This is a genomic window from Amycolatopsis sp. NPDC021455 (assembly GCF_040640995.1).
Lineage (GTDB): Bacteria > Actinomycetota > Actinomycetes > Mycobacteriales > Pseudonocardiaceae > Amycolatopsis.
The window spans coordinates 76,394-93,762 of the sequence record NZ_JBFACT010000023.1; the positions used below are offsets into that span (position 1 = coordinate 76,394).

The following is a 17,369-nucleotide window of genomic DNA, read 5'->3' on the forward strand; positions in this document are numbered from 1 at the left end:
GTCCCTCCCGTTCGCTGGGGCGGATCAGTGCTTGGTGGCGCCGGCGAGCATGCCGGCGACGAGAAACCGTTGGGAGAAAAGGAACACGACGAGCACGGGCGTGATCGCCAGCAGGGTGGCCAGTGCCAGCACCGGACGCTGGACGGCCAGCCCGGCGGCGGTCGGGTTGAACTGTGGGACATCGTTGAGCAGGGTGCCGAGGCCGACCTGGACCGGGAACTGGTCGCTTTCGGGCAGCATCACGTACGGCAGGAAGTAGTTGGTCCAGTTGGCCACGAAGCTGAAGAACCCGACCAGCGCGACCACCGGCGTGGCCAGCGGCAGGGCGACGCGGCGGAACGCGCCGAACTCCGAGCAGCCGTCGAGCCGGGCGGCGTCGAGCAGTTCGCCCGGCAGCGCGGTGGTGAAGTAGATGTAGGCCAGGTACACGCCGAAGGGGTAGAACGCGTAGGGCAGGACGATCGACCACATCGTGCCGATCAGGTGCGCGGTGTTGAGCTCGAGGAACAGCGGCACCACGAGGGTGGCGTTCGGCATGAGCATGACGACCAGGGTCGTCACGAGCAGCGCGCGGCGGCCGCGGAACTCGGTCTTGGCCAGCGCGTACCCGGCCGGGACCGCCACGCACAGCGTGATCACGAGGGCGAAAGAAGAATAGAGCGCGGAGTTGCCCAGCCACTCGAAGATCGCGTTGCCCTGGTAGGCGGTCAGCGCGTTCCAGTTGGCCCGCAGGTCCGCCCAGGAGCCGAAGGACAGCGGGTGGCCGTGCACGAGCTGGTCGTCGGTCTTCGTCGCGGCCAGCACCAGCCACAGCACCGGCAGCACGAAGAACAGCGCGAACAACGCCAGCACGACGCCGGGCACGGGGTTCGGCAGCCGGCGTCTCCGGTGGGCGGGGGTCCGCACCGGGACGGGCACCCGCGCGGGTGCGGGCTTGAGGTCAGTCGGCATCGAAGAACCTCGACCGGGTCACGAACACGGCCGCGACGACCAGGCCGACCACCAGCAGCTCGACCGAGATCGCGGCCGCGGTGCCGACGTCGTCGTTCTGGAAGGCGAAGTCGTAGGACAGCTGGTTGAGCGAGTAGTCGCGGCCGGCCACGCCGACGCTGGCCTGGGACAGCAGCTGCGGCTCGACGAACAGCTGGGTGCCGCCGGCGAAGGCGAGGATCACCATGTAGACGATCCACTTGCGCAGCAAGGGGATCTGGATCCGCCAGGCCGTCTGCCAGGCGCCGGCGCCGTCGATCCGGGCCGCTTCGAGGACGTCGGGGGAGATGGTGTTCAACGCCCCGTACAGCACCACGATCCAGCCGCCGGCACCGGTCCAGAACGCGATCAGCGTGAACAGCACGGGCAGGTGCTCGAGCGCGACGACCTGGCCGAACGTGTCGAAACCCAGGCCGCGCACCAGGAATCCGGCCGGGCTGACCGCCGGGTCCAGCATGAACAGCCACACCAGCACGCTCGCGGCACCGGCGAGCGCACCCGGGATGTAGTACAGGAACCGCAGGGCCCGGCCGGTGGTGCGCGCGCCGAGGCGGTGCAGCAGCAGCGCCAGGCCGACCACGAACACCACCAGCGCGGCCAGCCAGCACACCAGGTACAGCGCGACGTGCCCGGCCGCGGCGGCGAACCGGAAGTCCCGCGCCGCGGTCACGAAGTTCGCGAACCCGGTGAAGCCGCCGCCGGAGTCGGTGACCGCGAAGGAGATCGCGTAGCCGGTCGGGACGACCCCGAACGCGACCAGCAGCACCAGGTAGGCGGCGACGAAGCCGTAGCCCGCCCGGCCGGACCGCTGCCGCCCGGACCCCTGCTGCCCGGACCACTGCCGTCCGGGCGCCGGCGCGCTCATCGCTGCTTGACCTCGTAGCCGATGGACCGGGCGTAGTTCTCGATCGCGCTCTGCCAGGCCGGGAGCAGCGACTCGATGGTCTTGCCCGCCGTCAGGCCCGGGGTGACCGTGGCCGCCCAGATGGCTTCCTGGCTGAACTGGCCGTAACCCCAGCCGGGCCAGACCTGGCCGGCCGCGGCCTGCAGCGGCCCGGCGATGTCCCCCGCGTAGTAGCCGGACGACGCCTGGTTCGCCAGCCACGTCTTCGCGGCGGGCTGGTACGCCGGGTAGCCGGGGGCGGTCTTGCCCTGGTAGTCGTCGGACGTGGTCACCCAGGTGAGGAAGTCCGTGGCGGCCTTGAGGTGGTGGCTGTGCGCGGAGACCAGCCACGTCCCGCCGCCGACGTTGCCCACCGAAGGCTCCGGGTCGCCGGGCCACTGCGGCATCGGGGCGACGGCGATCCGGCCCTTCGGAGTCTTGAACGTGCCCTGGAACAACGCACCGCCGTACCAGGACGGGCCGGGCATCATCAAGATCTTGTCGGCGGAGTTCTTGCCGAAGTCGGAGCTGAACACGCTGCTGGTGGACATGCTGCCGGCCTGGACAAGGGAGTCGAGCAGCCGCGCCATCCGGGTGCAGTCCGGGCCGGTGGCGTCCACCGTGACGGCCTTCGGCCCGGTGACCTGGTTGGCGCCGCACTTGCTCGCCCACAGGTAGATCTCCGGGGTGAACGTGTCACCCGCCGCACCGACCAGGTAGCCGGGATGCTCGGTGGCCACTCTCCGGCCCAGCGCCTGGTATTCCGGCCAGGTGGCCGGAACCCGGTAGCCCCACTGCTTCAGCAGCGTCGCGTCGTACCACAGCACGGTCTGGGAGAGGTCGTTGCGCAGGCAGTACACCGTGCCCTCCACGGTGCACGGGTCGTTGGCGCCGGGCGCCCATCCGTCCAAAAGGGACTGCGGCACCAGGCCCTTGTTCAGCGGGGCCGTGAACCCCGCTTGCCTGGCCCACGACACTTCGTTGTTCTGGGAGCTGAACACCACGTCCGGCCAGCCACTTCCGGTCCGGTTGAACAGGCCGACCTTGGTCTGCAGGTAGTTCGATCCGTTCGCGTCCCCGTCGTAGCTGACGATGTCGAGTTTCGCCTCGGGATGCTGCTTCTGGTAAAGCTGCGCGGCGGCCATCCGGGTCGAATCCACCCACACCGTCAGGGTTCCGCCGTCCTGCGGGGCCGGCGTGAAACCGTTCTGAGCCGGTGCCGTGGCGCCGCCGCTCGTGCATCCCGTCGCGAGCGCGAAGGCGAGCGCCCCGGCGAGGACGGCCGCGAGATTCCTGCCCCTCATGAGCTGCTCCACTTCGTCGTGGCACCCGCCGGGGAAGGCGGACCGGTGCAGGATGTGTCGGACTCATTTCGACATTTATTCGACGCGGTACGCCCGGGCCGGTGGTCGAAAGTTTCGAAGCCGGCGGCGGGTTTTCCTTGCGTGGCTCGGTGATCCATGAGAACAGCGAGGCTGCCCGGCGTCAAGCCATGGGCATGCCTATTGCTCCGTCCCAGCGTCCGCGCCATCGCGGGCGATGTAATTTTCAGGGCGGCCCGACAAAGATTGACGAGATGGCGCACCGGCGAGGTAAGGTGCTCGCCGGGCCGCTAAGTCATACTCATAACGTGACCCAGAACAAGGAAGTAGCACCGCCTGTCCCGTACCGCCCCGGCTACGAGGTGGTGGCCGAGCAGATCCTCCGGCTCATCGCCGAGCTGGATCTGCGGCCCGGCGACCGGATGCCGACCGAGAACGAGCTGGCGGCGCGGATGGGAACCAGCCGGACCGTGGTGCGGGAGGCCGTCAAGATCCTCTCGGCGATCGGCCGGGTGCGAGCGCACAAAGGACGTGGGCTGTATGTCTCCGACGACGAGGGCATGCTCGGCGGTTCCCGCTGGGGGAGCTTCTTCCTCCCCGCCGATCTCGACCACGTCTACATGCTCTTCGAGTTCCGCCGGATCCAGGAGACCGCGGCCAGCAGGCTGGCGGCGGCCAACGCCACTCCCGCCGAGCTGCGCGCGATCGAGGCCGCCGCCGAAACCTGCCGGCACGGCCACCTGACCGGTGAGACCGGCCTGTTCGACCGGGGCGACGACGACTTCCACGCCGGGATCGCCGCCGCGTCGCACAACCAGTTCCTCGTCGCGGCCGTGGGCGAGGCCCGCCGCCTCCAACGCCAGTCGAACATCATCGGGATGTCCGGCGCGATCGGCGGGCACGCCGCCGAGGCCATCGACGAGCACAACGCGATCTACCGGGCGATCCGCGACGGCGACCCGGACGCGGCGGCCCACGCCGCCGGCGTCCACCTGGACAACACCCTGGAGGACTACCGCCGGGAGATCCAGCGCCGCCTCTTCGGCCGTTAGCCGCACCCCGAATCCCCCTCCGGTGATCCGGGGTGCGAGTCCACTGTGGACGACACCCCTGCAGGACAACGATGTTCGAACACCAGAGGGAGCCGTGTGATGGTGACTCATAGATCCCTGTTCGCGTCACTCGCGTTGGGAGCCGTGCTCGCCTTGGGCGTGGGCGGTACGGCGCAGGCTGCCGCTCCGGCCGCGGCGTCGCCCGCCGTGGCAGTGTCGGCCGTGGCGACGGCGGGCTGCGGTAAGGCCCCGGGCCTGGCGAGTGGCAACCACACGATTTCGAGCGGCGGCCAGAACCGCAGCTACATCCTGCGGGTGCCGAACAACTACGACAACAACCACCAGTATCGCCTGTTCGTCGGCTTGCACTGGCGTGGCGGGACCATGAACGACGTCGACTCGGGCGGGACCGACGGCTACAACTGGTCCTACTACGGGCTCCGGCGGCTGGCGGACAACTCGGGCAACAACACGATCTTCGTGGCGCCGCAGGGCAACGGCAACGGCTGGGCCAACCCCGGCGGCCAGGACGTCACCTTCATCGACGACCTGCTGAAGCAGCTCGAGGGCGCCCTGTGCGTCGACACCTCGCAGGTCTTCGCCGGCGGGTTCAGCTACGGCGCGGCCATGAGCTACGCGCTCGCCTGCGCCCGGCCGACGGTCTTCCGCGCGGTCGCCGTCTACTCCGGGGCCAACCTCAGCGGGTGCAGCGGCGGTACCCAGCCCGTCGCGTACATCGGCATGCACGGCATCGGCGACAACGTCCTGCCCATCTCGTCCGGGCGCCAGCTGCGCGACCAGTTCGTCCGCAACAACGGCTGCACCCCGCAGAACCCGCCGGAGCCGTCGCCCGGCAGCCGGACCCACATCGTCACCGCCTATTCGGGCTGCCGGGCCGGGTACCCGGTCGTCTGGGCCGCCTTCGACGGCGGGCACGACCCGGGTCCGAAGGACGGCGGCGGCAGCGGCTGGCAGACCTGGACCTCGGGCGAGGTGTGGAAGTTCATCACGCAGTTCGGCCCGTCCACCCCGCCGCCACCGCCGGTCCAGACCGGCGTGAACTACAAGCTGACGGCCCAGCACAGCGGCAAGCTCGTCGAGATCACCGGCTCGTCCACGGCGGCCGGGGCGCTGATCGAGCAGATGTCGGCCAACGGCGGGCTCAACCAGCAGTTCGACTTCGTCGACACCGGTGACGGCTACTACTGGATCCGGGCCCGCCACAGCGGCCTGGTGCTCCAGGTGGCGAACGCGAACAGCGGTGCGGACGTCAGCCAGCAACCCCAGGCGTCGAACTCCGCCCAGCAGTGGCGGGTGGTCGACCAGGGCGACGGCTCGGTGAGCCTGGTGAACCGCCTGAGCGGCCTGGCGCTGGACGTGTGGGGAGTCTCGACCGCCGACGGCGCGCGGATCTCCCAGTGGACGTTCACCGGCAACCCGAACCAGCGGTTCCAGCTCCAGCGAGCCTGAGCCCGTGTCCACGACTGAATCCCCCCGGCTGCTCCGCCCCACGTTGGCCGACGTGGCGCGGGCGGCCGGGGTCTCGACGGCGACCGCTTCCCGCGTGCTCAACGGTTTTCCCCGGGTGAGCCCGCAACGGCGCAAGCAGGTCGAGTCCGCGATGCAGGCGCTGGGCTACGCCCGGCAGCGGGCGGCGCGGGCGAGCACCTCGCGGCAGACCGGTTCGATCGCGCTGGTCGTGTGCGAGGAAGTGCCGCGGTTGTTCACCGATCCCTACTTCCCGCGGATCGCCGCGGGGGTCGGCCGGGAGCTGACCGCGGTGGGCCTGCAGCTCGTGCTGCTCACCGTCCCGGCGACGGACGACTACCAGGAGCCGGTCCTGCGGTTCCTCGACGGCGGGCACGTCGACGGCGCGCTGGTGGTCGGCATGCACGGCAGGCGGCCGCTCGACCTGGGCTGGCTCGGTATTCCGGTGGTGTTCGGCGGGCGGCCGGTCCAGGCGGGCCGCTCGGACCGGCTGTCGTACGTGGACGCCGACAACCAGGGCGGCGCGCGGCTGGCGACCCAGCGGCTGCTCGACGGCGGACGGCAGACCGTGGCGACCATCGCCGGGCCGCAGGACATGACCGCGGGCGTGGACCGCCTGCTCGGGTACCGGCAGGCGGTCGCCCGGGCCGGCCGGTACGACGAAGGCCTCGTCGTCTTCGGTGACTTCGGGCAGGCGTCCGGGGACTACGCCACGTCCCGGCTGCTGAGCCGCCGTCCGGACGTCGACGGGATCTTCGCCGCCTCGGACATGATGGCGGTCGGCGCGTTGCGCGCGCTGCGCCGCGCGGGCCGGAAGGTCCCTGAGGACGTCGCCGTCGTCGGGTTCGACGACCTGCCGATCAGCAGCTGGACGGATCCGCCGCTGACCACCGTGCGCCAGCCGGTGGAGGAGATGGGCGCGCGGATGACCGGCGAGCTGCTCGCGATGATCGACGGCTCGCCCCCGCGCCGGTGCACGGTGCTCGACACCCGGCTGGTACCCCGCAAGTCGGCCTGAGCCGTCCCTTGTGGACGGACAACTCGAGGAGGAGCCTTGACCGTTCGTGTGATCGTCATGGTGGCCGCGATGGTGCTGGCGGTGCTGACCGGGGCGGCGCCGGCCTCGGCGGCGCCCGCCCCGCTGGTGAGCGCGGCGTCGGGCCGCTGCCTGAACGTCCGGGGCGGCACCGACACCGCGGGAACGCCGCTGGAGATCCAGCTCTGCTCCGGCCAGGCCGGGCAGGCGTACGAGTTCACCGCGGCCGGCGAGCTGCGGACGCTGAACGGCACGCGGTGCGTGGACGCCTCCGGCAACAAGACCGCGCCGGGGACGGCCGTGATCATCTGGTCGTGCAACGGCCAGGCGAACCAGCAGTGGCGGCAGAACGCCGACGGGACGATCACCGGCGTCCAGTCGGGGCTCTGCCTGGACGTGACCGGCGGCGGCACGGCCGACGGGACCGCGGTGATCATCTGGACCTGCAACGGCCAGAGCAACCAGCGGTGGAGCGTCGCCACGACCCCGCCACCGCCGTCCGGCACGGCGCCGTGCGACATCTACGCGTCGGGTGGCACGCCGTGCGTCGCCGCGCACAGCACCGTCCGGGCCCTCTACGGCGCTTACGCCGGCAACCTCTACCAGGTCCGGCGCTCGTCCGACAACACGACGAGGAACATCGCCGTGCGGGCGGCGGGCGGGACCGCCGACGCGGCCGCCCAGGACTCCTTCTGCGCTGGGACGAACTGCGTCATCACGGTGGTCTACGACCAGTCCGGGCGCGGGAACGACCTCTGGTACCAGGGATCCAGCGTGGTGCCGGGGTCCAACCAGAGCAGCCCGGCGAAGGCGACGACGGAGTCCCTGACGGTCGGAGGTTCGAAGGCGTACTCGCTGTACATCAACCCCGGCAACAGCTACTGGCGGGACGGTCACCTGACCGGCGTGCCGACCGGCAGCGCGCCGGAGGGCCTGTACATGGTGACCAGCGGGACGCACGTCAACAGCGGCTGCTGCTTCGACTACGGCAACAGCGAGACGACGAGGAAGGCCGACGCGGCCGGCGCGATGGACTCGATCAACTTCGGCACGGAGTGCTGGTTCGGCGGCTGCCAGGGCTCGGGCCCGTGGGTGCAGGCCGACCTCGAGTGGGGCCTGTATCCCGGTGGCAGCCAGCAGTGGAACCCGAACCAGCGGGCGCTGCCGAGCAAGTTCGTCACGGCGATGCTGAAGAACAACGGCACGTCCCGGTTCGCGCTCAAGGGCAGCAACGCCCAGTCGGGCAGCCTCACGACCATGTGGGACGGCGGCCTCCCCGGCGGCTACAGCCCGATGAAGAAGCAGGGGGCGATCGTGCTGGGCAGCGGTGGTGACTGCTGCAAGCCCGGCGGCGGCGCCAACCTGAGCGCGGGGACGTTCTACGAAGGGGCGATCGTCGCGGGCTACCCGTCGGACTCGACCGACAACGCGGTGCAGGCGAACGTCGTCGCCGCCGGCTACCGCTGAGCCGTCGGACCCGCCCGACGTCTTGAACGACTCTTTCCTGTCGTCCGACGACAGGAAAGAGTCGTTCAAGACATGCCAGCCCCGCCGAACCGGTTCGCCTCCATTTGGCCGATTGTCGGTGAATTCCCTGCAGCGTACCTTCTTTGGTGGTCGAACCGGTTCGATGACCGGCCGTCGACCTCCGCACGTCCACCGCCAAAGGAGTCGACTGTGGACCTCTCGCGTCAGCGGCCGCGCGTCCGTCGTGGCCTGGCCGCCCTCCTGATCACCGGAGCACTGACCGGTGCTTCCGCCGTGGCTCTCGCCGAGCCGGCCCGGGCCGCGGACGAGTCGGTCTCGGTCGACTTCTCCGTCGCCGGCGGCTCGCCGTCTTACCGCGCATCCGGCTGGATCTACGGCATGACCGAGGACGCTTCGGCCCCGCCCGACCACTTCTTCCGCGACGTGAAGTTCCAGGCGATGCGGGCCGGTGGCGCGCAGCTGGACAGCCCGGGCGGCTGGGTGTCGGGCCGGTACGACCGGCGGTGGAACGCCACGCGCGCCCAGCTGCTGCGCACCCGCTCGCTCGGTGGCCAGTTCGTCCTGCTCGTGCACGACGTGTGGGGCGCGGACGGCTACCCGATCTCGCGGTTCCCCGGCGACAACGGCGACTGGACCGACTACGACAACTTCCTCACCCGCCTGATCAACGACGTGCGGGCCACCGGCGCCCCGGTGGAGTGGGACATCTGGAACGAGCCCAACATCTCGATCTTCTGGAACCGGCCGCAGAGCCAGTACTTCACCATGTGGCAGCGTGCGTACCAGCGGATCCGGGCGGCGTTCCCGGCGCAGGCGATCGTCGGCCCGAGCCTCGCCGGCGTCCCGTCGACCTCGGCGAGCTGGTGGACGCAGTACCTCGACTTCGTCCGCGGCTCCGCCACGGTGCCGGACATCGTGAGCTGGCACTCCCTGCCGGGCGATCCGGTGGCGAACGCCGCCGCGGCCGACGCGTCCCTCGGCTCGCGCGGGATCCCGCACCCGCGGCCGTACCAGATCAACGAGTACGGGGCGTCGAACGAGCAGAACCCCGGCGACGGCTCGTGGTACATCGCCCGGCTGGAGCGGGCCGGCGCCGACGGCCTGCGCGCCAACTGGGCGAGCGGCGGGAACCTGCACAACGACCTCGCCAACCTGCTCGTCCGCACCTCGGCGGGCCAGTACCAGCCCAAGGGCGAGTGGTGGGTGTACAAGTTCTACGGCTCGCAGACCGGCTCGATCGTGTCCACCACGCCCAGTGGGTCGTACGACGCCTTCGCCACGAAGGCGAGCGGGACCGCGAAGGTCCTGGTCGGCGGCGGCCGCACGACCGGCAACGTCGCGGTGGCCCTGCGGCGCCTGGACAGCACCACGGGGATCGTCCAGAACAACCAGGTCCGGGTGCTCGTCCAGCGGATCCCGTACAACGGCGGTGCCGCGGTTGCCGGCCCGGTGACGGTCCAGAACTCGGTGGTGACGGTCTCCGGCAACGCGGTGACCGTCAACGTCCCGCACACCAACGTCGACGACAGCTACACGATCACGCTGCTCCCGCCCGGGGACGCCGGGTTCCCGTCCGTCGCCGTCGCCCAGCACTCCCAGCAGTGCCTGGACAACACCGACCTGAACACCGCCGACGGCAACCGGCAGCAGCAGTTCCCCTGCGAGGGCGGTGACCAGCAGCAGTGGAACTTCCGCCCGGTGGCCGGCGTCGCGGGCACCTACACGCTGGTCAACCAGCAGTCGGGCAAGTGCCTCGAGGTGGCGGGCGCGTCGACCGCCGACGCGGCGGCCGTCCAGCAGGGGAGCTGTTCGGACGGCGCCCAGAACCAGCAGTTCACCCTGCGCAAGGTGACCTACAGCGGCAACGACGCCCACGACTACCAGCTCGCCGCGCGGCACAGCGGAAAGTGCGTCGACGTGAACGGCGCCTCCACGGCCGCGCGGGCGCAGCTCATCCAGTGGCCGTGCCGGGCGGTCACCCAGGGCAGCCCGCTCAACCAGACCTGGCGCCTGTGGGGGATCGCCCCGGCCGGCTGACGGCGAAGCCGGGGAGTCCCCGGATTCCCAGGCTTCTTCGAGGTCGCGTCCCGGCTGCTCGCAGCTTCGCCTGGCACAGCCGAAACCATGACCGCCACCGCGGCGGCGCGCCGGACCGCGCCGAAGCAGCAGCTGATCCTGGAACGCGCCGGGAAGCCGGTCCTGGTCACGATGGACGAGCACGGATGCGGCAGGTGATCACGAACCTCGTCGGCAACGCCGTGACCCACACCAGCCCGGCACGGCTCGCGCCGTCCGCGTGGGGATGCCCGCCGCACGGCGGGAACCGCCGGTGGCCGCGGCAGGCCACCTCGGCTCGCGGGGCCGCGTCGTACTCGGGGTGATCGACGAAGGGCCGGGCTGCCACCGGACGCCGCGCCGAACGTCCCCGGCCGGTTCTGCCGGGGCCGCCAACCACGGCGCCGGGGTCGGTTCGGTGATCACCGCGGCGATCCTCGAAGCCACCGCGGTTCGGCGGCTCGAGCAGACCTGCGACTGCCGAGGTGGAGTACCTCGATCGGGTCACGTAGTAAATCTATGGCGGCCGGATTAGACATTCGGCACTGGGCGCGTGTAGAGTCCTCCTTGTACCGAGAGAGACAACGTCAATCAGGCGCGGGAGAGGACGTAACTACCCGCGAAGTGTGCCCAGGACCGGTTGTGAAGATGCAGTAAGCGGTAACGGTCCTCTGAAGTGAAGTAGTGCAGGACGCGGGCGGAGTTCAAGCGCCCGCGGAGCAAGGTAGTACGCGGTGTTACGCGTGCTGGGGCCGATCAGTGGAAGGGTTCCGGCCGGTGATCACCGCGAAAGTAGTACCCAGCAAGAAGGAAACACAGGAAAGAAGGGAAAGGGCACATCATTGGATCGCCCGCGGCGGCTGGGCAGTAGTGCCGCGCGGGTACCGCAGTCCCATCGGATTGGCAGGTGGTTCTCGGTTACGAATCAGCGATCCCCGCGTCAGCGGCCTCTGCGCCGGACGCGAGTACAGGAAGCCGGCGGTCGCGTCGGTTGACAATGGTGAAACCCAACCCTCGGGACCCCGGGTGCCGTGCTTGGCACCCGGGGTCCCTTGTGATGTGGAGGTGGAATGATCCCTGACCAAACCGACCCGGCCGCGCCCAGACCGGCCGACAAGTTCGACGATGAGCACTTTCCCGGCTACACCATGGGCCGGGCCGCGGAAATGCTCGGCACCACCCAGAACTTCCTGCGCAGTCTCGACGAAGCCGGCCTGATCACCCCGCAGCGCTCCGCCGGCGGGCACCGCCGCTATTCCCGCCACCAGCTGCGCATCGCCGCGCGGGTACGGCAGCTCGTCGACGAGGGCACGGCCATCGACGCCGCGTGCCGCATCATCTCCCTCGAAGACCAGCTCCACGAAGCCCAACGACGCAACGCCGGGTCCCGGCCCGCCGACTGAACCGCGAGGTGTACCGCCGACGTGCCGGTCAGCGGTTCGTCGGCGACATCGCCTGCCTGACCGAACCGATGGATCACCCGCGCTCGAGCACGACGAGCGGGGCCTGCCCTCCGGCCGCGGCCCTCGAACCCGGCGCACGACGGGACCAGCGTGATCTCCTTTCGCCGAGGGCTGCTCGCCCTCGGCGAACCGGGCCACGGCCGGTACGGTCTCCGTGCGGGCCTCGATGTTGACCCGCGCCCGCTGGGCAGCAGCACCTAAGGTGGGCAGGGAGACCGGTGACCACGGGAGTGCGCATGCAAGGAATCGATCCCTCGGTACCGCCCAGCGGCACGGGCTGCGCGGACTGCGAGGCCGCGGACCCGCCCGGCTGGTGGTTCCACCTCCGGCGCTGCGCGGAATGCGGCCACATCGGGTGCTGTGACTCCTCGCCCAGCCAGCACGCCAGCGCCCACGCCACCGGGACGGGGCACCGGATGGCGCGCAGCTTCGAGCCCGGCGAAGCGTGGTTCTGGGACTACGACGAGCAGGTGCTGTACGAATCCGGGCCCGCGCTCGCCGGGCCGGAGCACCGCCCCCTCACCCAGGCCGCGCCGGGCCCGGCCGGGCGCGTGCCCCGGGACTGGCCGCAGCACCTGCACCAATAGTCCCGGTTCTTGTCTCGTTGACAGCCTGTTCGGGCTGCCGGGTCGGTGCTATTCTGGCTTGAAACGTTTCAACAACGATGTGGAGCGTTCATGCCGGGATATCGCGTGCTGCTCGCCGTCCTGTCCGCCCTCCTCCTGATGTCGTCCGGGAACGTGTCGTCCGGGAACGCCGTCGCGTCCGAATCGACGTTCCGGGCCTTCGACTTGCGCGTCGACAACGTTGTCAACCCCCTGTCCGCGCGCGCGACCCCGTCGCTGAGCTGGAAACTGCGCTCCGCACGACCCGGCGAACGGCAGACGGCGTACCGGATCCTCGTCGCGAGCAGCCCGCGGCTGCTCGCCGAACATCGGGCCGACGTCTGGGACAGCGGCCGCGTCGCGAGCGCGGACTCCGTCGCCGTGCCCTACCGCGGGCCCGCCACGGCCGCCGGGAAGCGGAACTACTGGACCGTCGAAGTGTGGGGCGCCCGCGGGGCTGTTCCGGCCAAGGCCGACCCGGCGTGGTGGGAGACCGGACCCGACTGGGCGGGGGCGAAGTGGATCACGCCGGACACCGGGAACGCCTACGCCTGGCAGGACTTCGTCCTGGACGTCGACTTCACCATCAAGGCCGCGGCCGCCGGCGTGGTCTTCCGGGCCGCCGGGCCCGACGACTTCCTGATGTGGCAGGTGAACGCGGCCGAGGCGACGGGCAAAGTGCTGCTGCGGCCGCACGTGAAGAGCCACGGCTCGTTCGCGCTCCTCGGGGAGACCGACGTCAGCGCGGTCATCACCCCGCAGACCGTCAACGCACCGCACCACCTGCGGATCGAAGCGCGGGGGAGCACCGTCGTCACGAAGATCGACGGCACCGAGGTGGACTCCCGTTCGGTCGACGCGGTCCGCGTGGGCACCATCGGATTTCGCAGCTCGGTCAGCCAAGGCGTGCCCGAAGCCGCCGCCTACGACAACCTGACCGTGCACGGCCTCGACGGCACATCGCTGTTCTCGGACGACTTCTCGTCCACACCGGACTCCCACTTTCCCGCCGCCGCGGTCACGGGCGGGCAGCTCGAACCCCAGGGCGACCCGCTGCTGCTCGCCCAGTCGCCGGACGCGCCGTTGCTGCGCCACGAGTTCGTCCTCGACAAGCCCGTCGCGAGCGCCCGCGCCTACGTCTACGGCCTCGGCTTTTATGAACTCCACCTCAACGGCGGCAAGGTCGGCGACCAGGTGCTGGCCCCGGGGAGCACGCCGTATGACAAACGCACCCTGTACGACTCCTTCGACGTGACAAGTCAGGTCCACAAAGGACGGAACGCCGCCGGGCTGTGGCTGGGCAACGGGTACGGGCCGCGGTTCAGCCAGTACGGGTTCCGCTGGACCGGGCCGAAGCAGGGGATCGTCGCCCTGGTCGTCACGTTCGCGGACGGGACCCGCCGGACGATCACGACCGACGAATCCTGGCGGTGGTCGGACGGTCCGGTGACGGCCAACGACCTCTACGCCGGCGAAAGCTACGACGCCCGGCTCCAGCAGGACGGCTGGGACCGGCCGGGCTTCGACGACTCGGCCTGGCACCCCGTCCGCACCGCGGCCGCCCCCAGCCCGTCGCTCACCGGCTCGACCGCGCCGCCGATCCGGGTCGTCCGCGGTATCCGGCCCGTCGCGATGAAGCAGCCGCGTCCTGGGGTGTACGTCTACGACTTCGGGGAGAACTTCGCGGGCTGGGCACAGCTGCGCGTCGCCGGGCCGTCCGGCACGACTGTCCGCCTGCGGACGGCGGAGGAGCTGACCGCCGACGGGATGCTCGACACGACGACCAACCGCAACGCCGCGTCCACCGACTCCTACACGCTCGGCGCCGCGCCCGGGGTCCAGGTCTACGAGCCCCGGTTCACCTACCACGGCTTCCGCTACCTCGAGCTCACCGGCTATCCCGGTAAGCCGGACCTCGGCAGCGTCCTCGGCCGGGTCGTGCACGCCGACGTCGCCGCCACCGGGCACGTCGAAACCTCCGACCCGCTCTTGAACGCGATCTGGGCGAACAACCGGCGCGCGGTCCTGAACAACTCGATGAGCCTGCCCACCGACAACCCCGTCCGCGACGAGCGGACGCCGCCGGGCATGGACGTGCAGGCCTACCACGACGCGTCCGTCCTCGACTTCGGCATGGATGCCTTCTACGGCAAGTACCTGCTCGACCTGCCGCCCGGGACGGCGTTGCCCAGCGACGACGGGAACGCGCAGCTGCCGGACATGGGCGGCGGCTCGGTCGACCTGGCCTGGTCGCTCTACGAGCAGTACGGCGACCTCTCGCGGCTGGCCGCGGCCTACCCGGGGATGAAGGCGTTCGTGGACACCAACGCCGCCACCTACCCGGGCCTCATCTGGCCGGAGGACCGCGGGTTCGGCGACTGGTGCCCGCCCGACCGGAGCCCGAACGCCAACGGCGGACAGGGAAATCCGTCCGCCGGAGCGTGTTTCAGCGAGCGCTCGCTGGTGAACACCGCGTTGTCCTACCGGCAGGCCGACGACGTCGCGAAAGCCGCGCGGGCACTGGGAAAGCCCGCCGACGCGGCGCACTTCGGGGACCTGGCGGCCGCGATCGCCGCCGCGTTCAACGCGCATTTCCTCGTCGGCGCCACCTACGGCGACGGACGGCAGACGACCAGTATCCTCCCGCTCGCCTTCGGGATCGTGCCGCCGGACCAGGTCGCCGCGGTCGGCGCGAAGCTCGTCGACACGATCCTGACCAAGGACGGCGGGCACCTCGACACCGGCATCTTCGGCACCCGCTACCTGCCCGAGGCGCTCGCCAAGGCAGGCCGGATCGACGTCGCCCTGACCGTGCTCCGGCAGAAGACCTACCCCGGCTTCGGCTACGAGATCGCGCGCGGGGCGACGACGCCGTGGGAGCAGTGGACGTACGAGTCCGGCATGGAAACCCACGACCACGCGATGTTCGCCGGGATCAACGCCGCCTTCTACACGCAGTTCGCCGGGATCACGCCCGCGGCGCCGGGGTACGCGGCGATCTCGATCGCCCCGCAGGTGCCCGCCGGACTCGGGCACGTCGCGGCGTCCATCGACACGGTTCGCGGCCTGGTCGCCTCCGACTGGACGCAGACCGGCTGCCGGTTCGACCTCACCGTGACCGTGCCCGCCAACGCGACGGCCACGGTCACCCTGCCCACCGGGAAGCGGATCCCGGTCGGCGCCGGCACGTCGAAGTTCACCGCCCACCACTGCGCGTGACCCCCTGGAGGACGCCTTGAAACGGATCCTGCTTCCCGCGTTGCTGGCCGCGGGTCTGCTCGTCCCGGCCGGGACGGCGGACGCGGCCGTCACCTACCCGGACCTCGCCGCCGCCTTCGACAACGCGAGCACCAGTCCGGCCGCGTCGCCGGCCGCCGCGGACATCGACGGCTTCGGGCACAGCCTCGTCGCCGAGGACGTCACGGCCGCGGGCTGGGACCGCGGCCGCGTCATCACCGTCGACGGCGCGCAGCTGCGGCTGCCCGCCGCCGCGCCGGGGACGCCGGACAACGTCGTCGCCGACGGCCAGCGCATCCGCGGCCGGTTCACCGGCGCGGCCCTGTCCTTCCTCGTGACGAGCACGGGCGCGTCGACCGAAGGCACCGGGCAGCTCGAGTACGCCGACGGGCACGTCCAGGACTTCCGGCTGGGCGCGCCCGACTGGATCGTCGGCCCGAGCAGCCGGCTGACCGTGGCGTTCCCGCACTGGAACACCCCGGACGGCCCGGGTGCGGTCCCCGCCAAGCTCTACACCGTCTCGGTCCCGCTCGACGCCGGCGTCCCGGTCACCGCCGTCACCCTGCCCAAGATCACCTCGGGCGGCCGCCTGCACGTCTTCTCGATCGGCACCCGGCCGGCGACCGGTCCCTGGACGGCGACCTGGGCGACGGCGACCGACGACGGGCTCGCTCCCTGGCCCTGGACCGAACGCACGCTGCGGATGGTCGAGCACACCAGCCGCGGCGGCACCCAGGTGCGGATCCGCCTGGACAACGCCTACAACCCCGGGCCGCTGACGGTCGGCCACGCGACCATCGCCGTCCGGAGTATCGGCGCGGTTCCGGTTCGCACGCCGGTGACGCTCACCTTCGGCGGCCGGCGCGAAGCCGCGCTGCCCGCGGGCGGCCAGGCGGTCAGCGACCCGCTGCCGTTCTCCGTGCCCGCCGGCGCGGACCTCTTGGTGAGCCTGTACCTGAAGGGCACCGTGACCAACGCGCCCATGCACAGCGTCGCGCTGCAGGAGATGTACACCACGGCCGACGGCACCGGGGACCACACCGGAGACGGTGTCGCGTTCCCGCAGGCGGGCACGTTCGGCTTCTGGACGATCCTGTCCGGCATCGACGTGACCGGGCCGGGCGGCACCGGTGCCGTCGTCGCGTTCGGCGACTCGATCACCGACGGCTGGTCCTCCACCCCGAACACGAACAGCCGCTGGCCGGACTTCCTCGCCCGGCGGATGCCGGGCCGCGCGGTGGTGAACCAGGGCATCTCCGGCAACCGGATCCTGCAGGACGCCTTCAGCGGCCTCCCCGACGGCCGCACAGCCGGCGTCAACGCCCTGGCCCGGCTGAACCGCGACCTGATCAGCCAGACTGGGGTGCGGACCGCGATCGTCCTCGAAGGCATCAACGACATCAACAGCGGCACGAGCGCCGAGGACGTCATCGCCGGGCTGAAGGAGATCGCCGCCGAGCTGCACGCCGCCCACATCCGGGTGCTGGCCGGCACGCTCATCCCGATCAAGGGGTGCAGCTGCAGCAGCGACGCGCACATGGCGGCGCGCAACCAGGTCAACGCCTTCATCCGGGGCAACGGCGGGGTGTTCGACGGCGTCGTCGACTTCGACGCCGCCGTCCGCGACCCGGCGGACCCGGAGGCGATGCGCGCCGTCTACGACTCGGGTGACCACCTCCACCCGGGCGACGCGGGCTACGCCGCGATGGCCGCGGCCGTCCCGCTGGGCAAGCTCTGAACGTCCACTTCG

At 70.9% G+C, this 17,369-nt stretch carries 13 protein-coding genes; 10 read left to right on the top strand and 3 right to left on the bottom strand.

Annotated elements, in window-relative coordinates; all coding sequences use genetic code 11:
* Positions 1–24 precede the first annotated feature (24 nt).
* From AB0G28_RS24940 to AB0G28_RS24950, 3 genes are read right to left on the bottom strand one after another with little or no spacing between them, the layout of a single operon-like run.
* The gene (locus AB0G28_RS24940) at positions 25–951 is read right to left on the bottom strand and encodes a carbohydrate ABC transporter permease (protein ID WP_361093393.1); all 927 of its coding nucleotides are present in this window, start codon (positions 949–951) and stop codon (positions 25–27) included.
* Positions 941–1,855 (bottom strand): sugar ABC transporter permease, encoded by a 915-nt coding sequence (locus AB0G28_RS24945; protein WP_361093396.1) that lies wholly within the window; start codon positions 1,853–1,855, stop codon positions 941–943. Before AB0G28_RS24945 ends, AB0G28_RS24940 begins: the two co-directional genes overlap by 11 nt.
* Positions 1,852–3,177: an ABC transporter substrate-binding protein gene (locus AB0G28_RS24950; RefSeq protein WP_361093399.1), complete on the bottom strand. Its 1,326-nt coding sequence runs from the start codon at positions 3,175–3,177 to the stop codon at positions 1,852–1,854. Before AB0G28_RS24950 ends, AB0G28_RS24945 begins: the two co-directional genes overlap by 4 nt.
* Positions 3,178–3,503: 326 nt before the next feature.
* Between AB0G28_RS24950 and AB0G28_RS24955 the strand changes: the two genes are divergently transcribed.
* From AB0G28_RS24955 to AB0G28_RS25000, 10 genes are all read left to right on the top strand, one after another.
* The gene (locus tag AB0G28_RS24955; RefSeq protein WP_361093402.1) at positions 3,504–4,247 is read left to right on the top strand and encodes an FCD domain-containing protein; all 744 of its coding nucleotides are present in this window, start codon (positions 3,504–3,506) and stop codon (positions 4,245–4,247) included.
* Between the two features lie 99 nt (positions 4,248–4,346).
* Complete coding sequence (locus tag AB0G28_RS24960; protein ID WP_361093405.1) at positions 4,347–5,717, top strand: RICIN domain-containing protein; 1,371 nt, start codon at positions 4,347–4,349, stop codon at positions 5,715–5,717.
* 4 nt (positions 5,718–5,721) lie between these two features.
* Positions 5,722–6,753, top strand: a complete 1,032-nt coding sequence (locus AB0G28_RS24965) for a LacI family DNA-binding transcriptional regulator (protein ID WP_361093408.1) — start codon at positions 5,722–5,724, stop codon at positions 6,751–6,753.
* A 36-nt stretch (positions 6,754–6,789) separates the two neighbouring features.
* The gene (locus AB0G28_RS24970; RefSeq protein ID WP_361093411.1) at positions 6,790–8,238 is read left to right on the top strand and encodes an arabinofuranosidase catalytic domain-containing protein; all 1,449 of its coding nucleotides are present in this window, start codon (positions 6,790–6,792) and stop codon (positions 8,236–8,238) included.
* A gap of 210 nt (positions 8,239–8,448) precedes the next feature.
* The gene (locus AB0G28_RS24975) at positions 8,449–10,296 is read left to right on the top strand and encodes an RICIN domain-containing protein (RefSeq protein ID WP_361093414.1); all 1,848 of its coding nucleotides are present in this window, start codon (positions 8,449–8,451) and stop codon (positions 10,294–10,296) included.
* 185 nt (positions 10,297–10,481) lie between these two features.
* Complete coding sequence (locus AB0G28_RS24980) at positions 10,482–10,640, top strand: hypothetical protein (RefSeq protein WP_361093417.1); 159 nt, start codon at positions 10,482–10,484, stop codon at positions 10,638–10,640.
* A 744-nt stretch (positions 10,641–11,384) separates the two neighbouring features.
* Positions 11,385–11,717: a helix-turn-helix domain-containing protein gene (locus AB0G28_RS24985; protein WP_361093420.1), complete on the top strand. Its 333-nt coding sequence runs from the start codon at positions 11,385–11,387 to the stop codon at positions 11,715–11,717.
* Between the two features lie 296 nt (positions 11,718–12,013).
* Positions 12,014–12,364 carry a UBP-type zinc finger domain-containing protein gene (locus AB0G28_RS24990; protein ID WP_361093423.1) on the top strand — a complete coding sequence of 117 codons (351 nt, stop codon included), beginning with the start codon at positions 12,014–12,016 and terminating at the stop codon, positions 12,362–12,364.
* Between the two features lie 90 nt (positions 12,365–12,454).
* Positions 12,455–15,601, top strand: coding sequence for a family 78 glycoside hydrolase catalytic domain (locus AB0G28_RS24995; RefSeq protein WP_361093426.1), 3,147 nt, complete (start codon positions 12,455–12,457; stop codon positions 15,599–15,601).
* 16 nt (positions 15,602–15,617) lie between these two features.
* The gene (locus tag AB0G28_RS25000; protein WP_361093430.1) at positions 15,618–17,357 is read left to right on the top strand and encodes a GDSL-type esterase/lipase family protein; all 1,740 of its coding nucleotides are present in this window, start codon (positions 15,618–15,620) and stop codon (positions 17,355–17,357) included.
* Positions 17,358–17,369 lie beyond the last annotated feature (12 nt).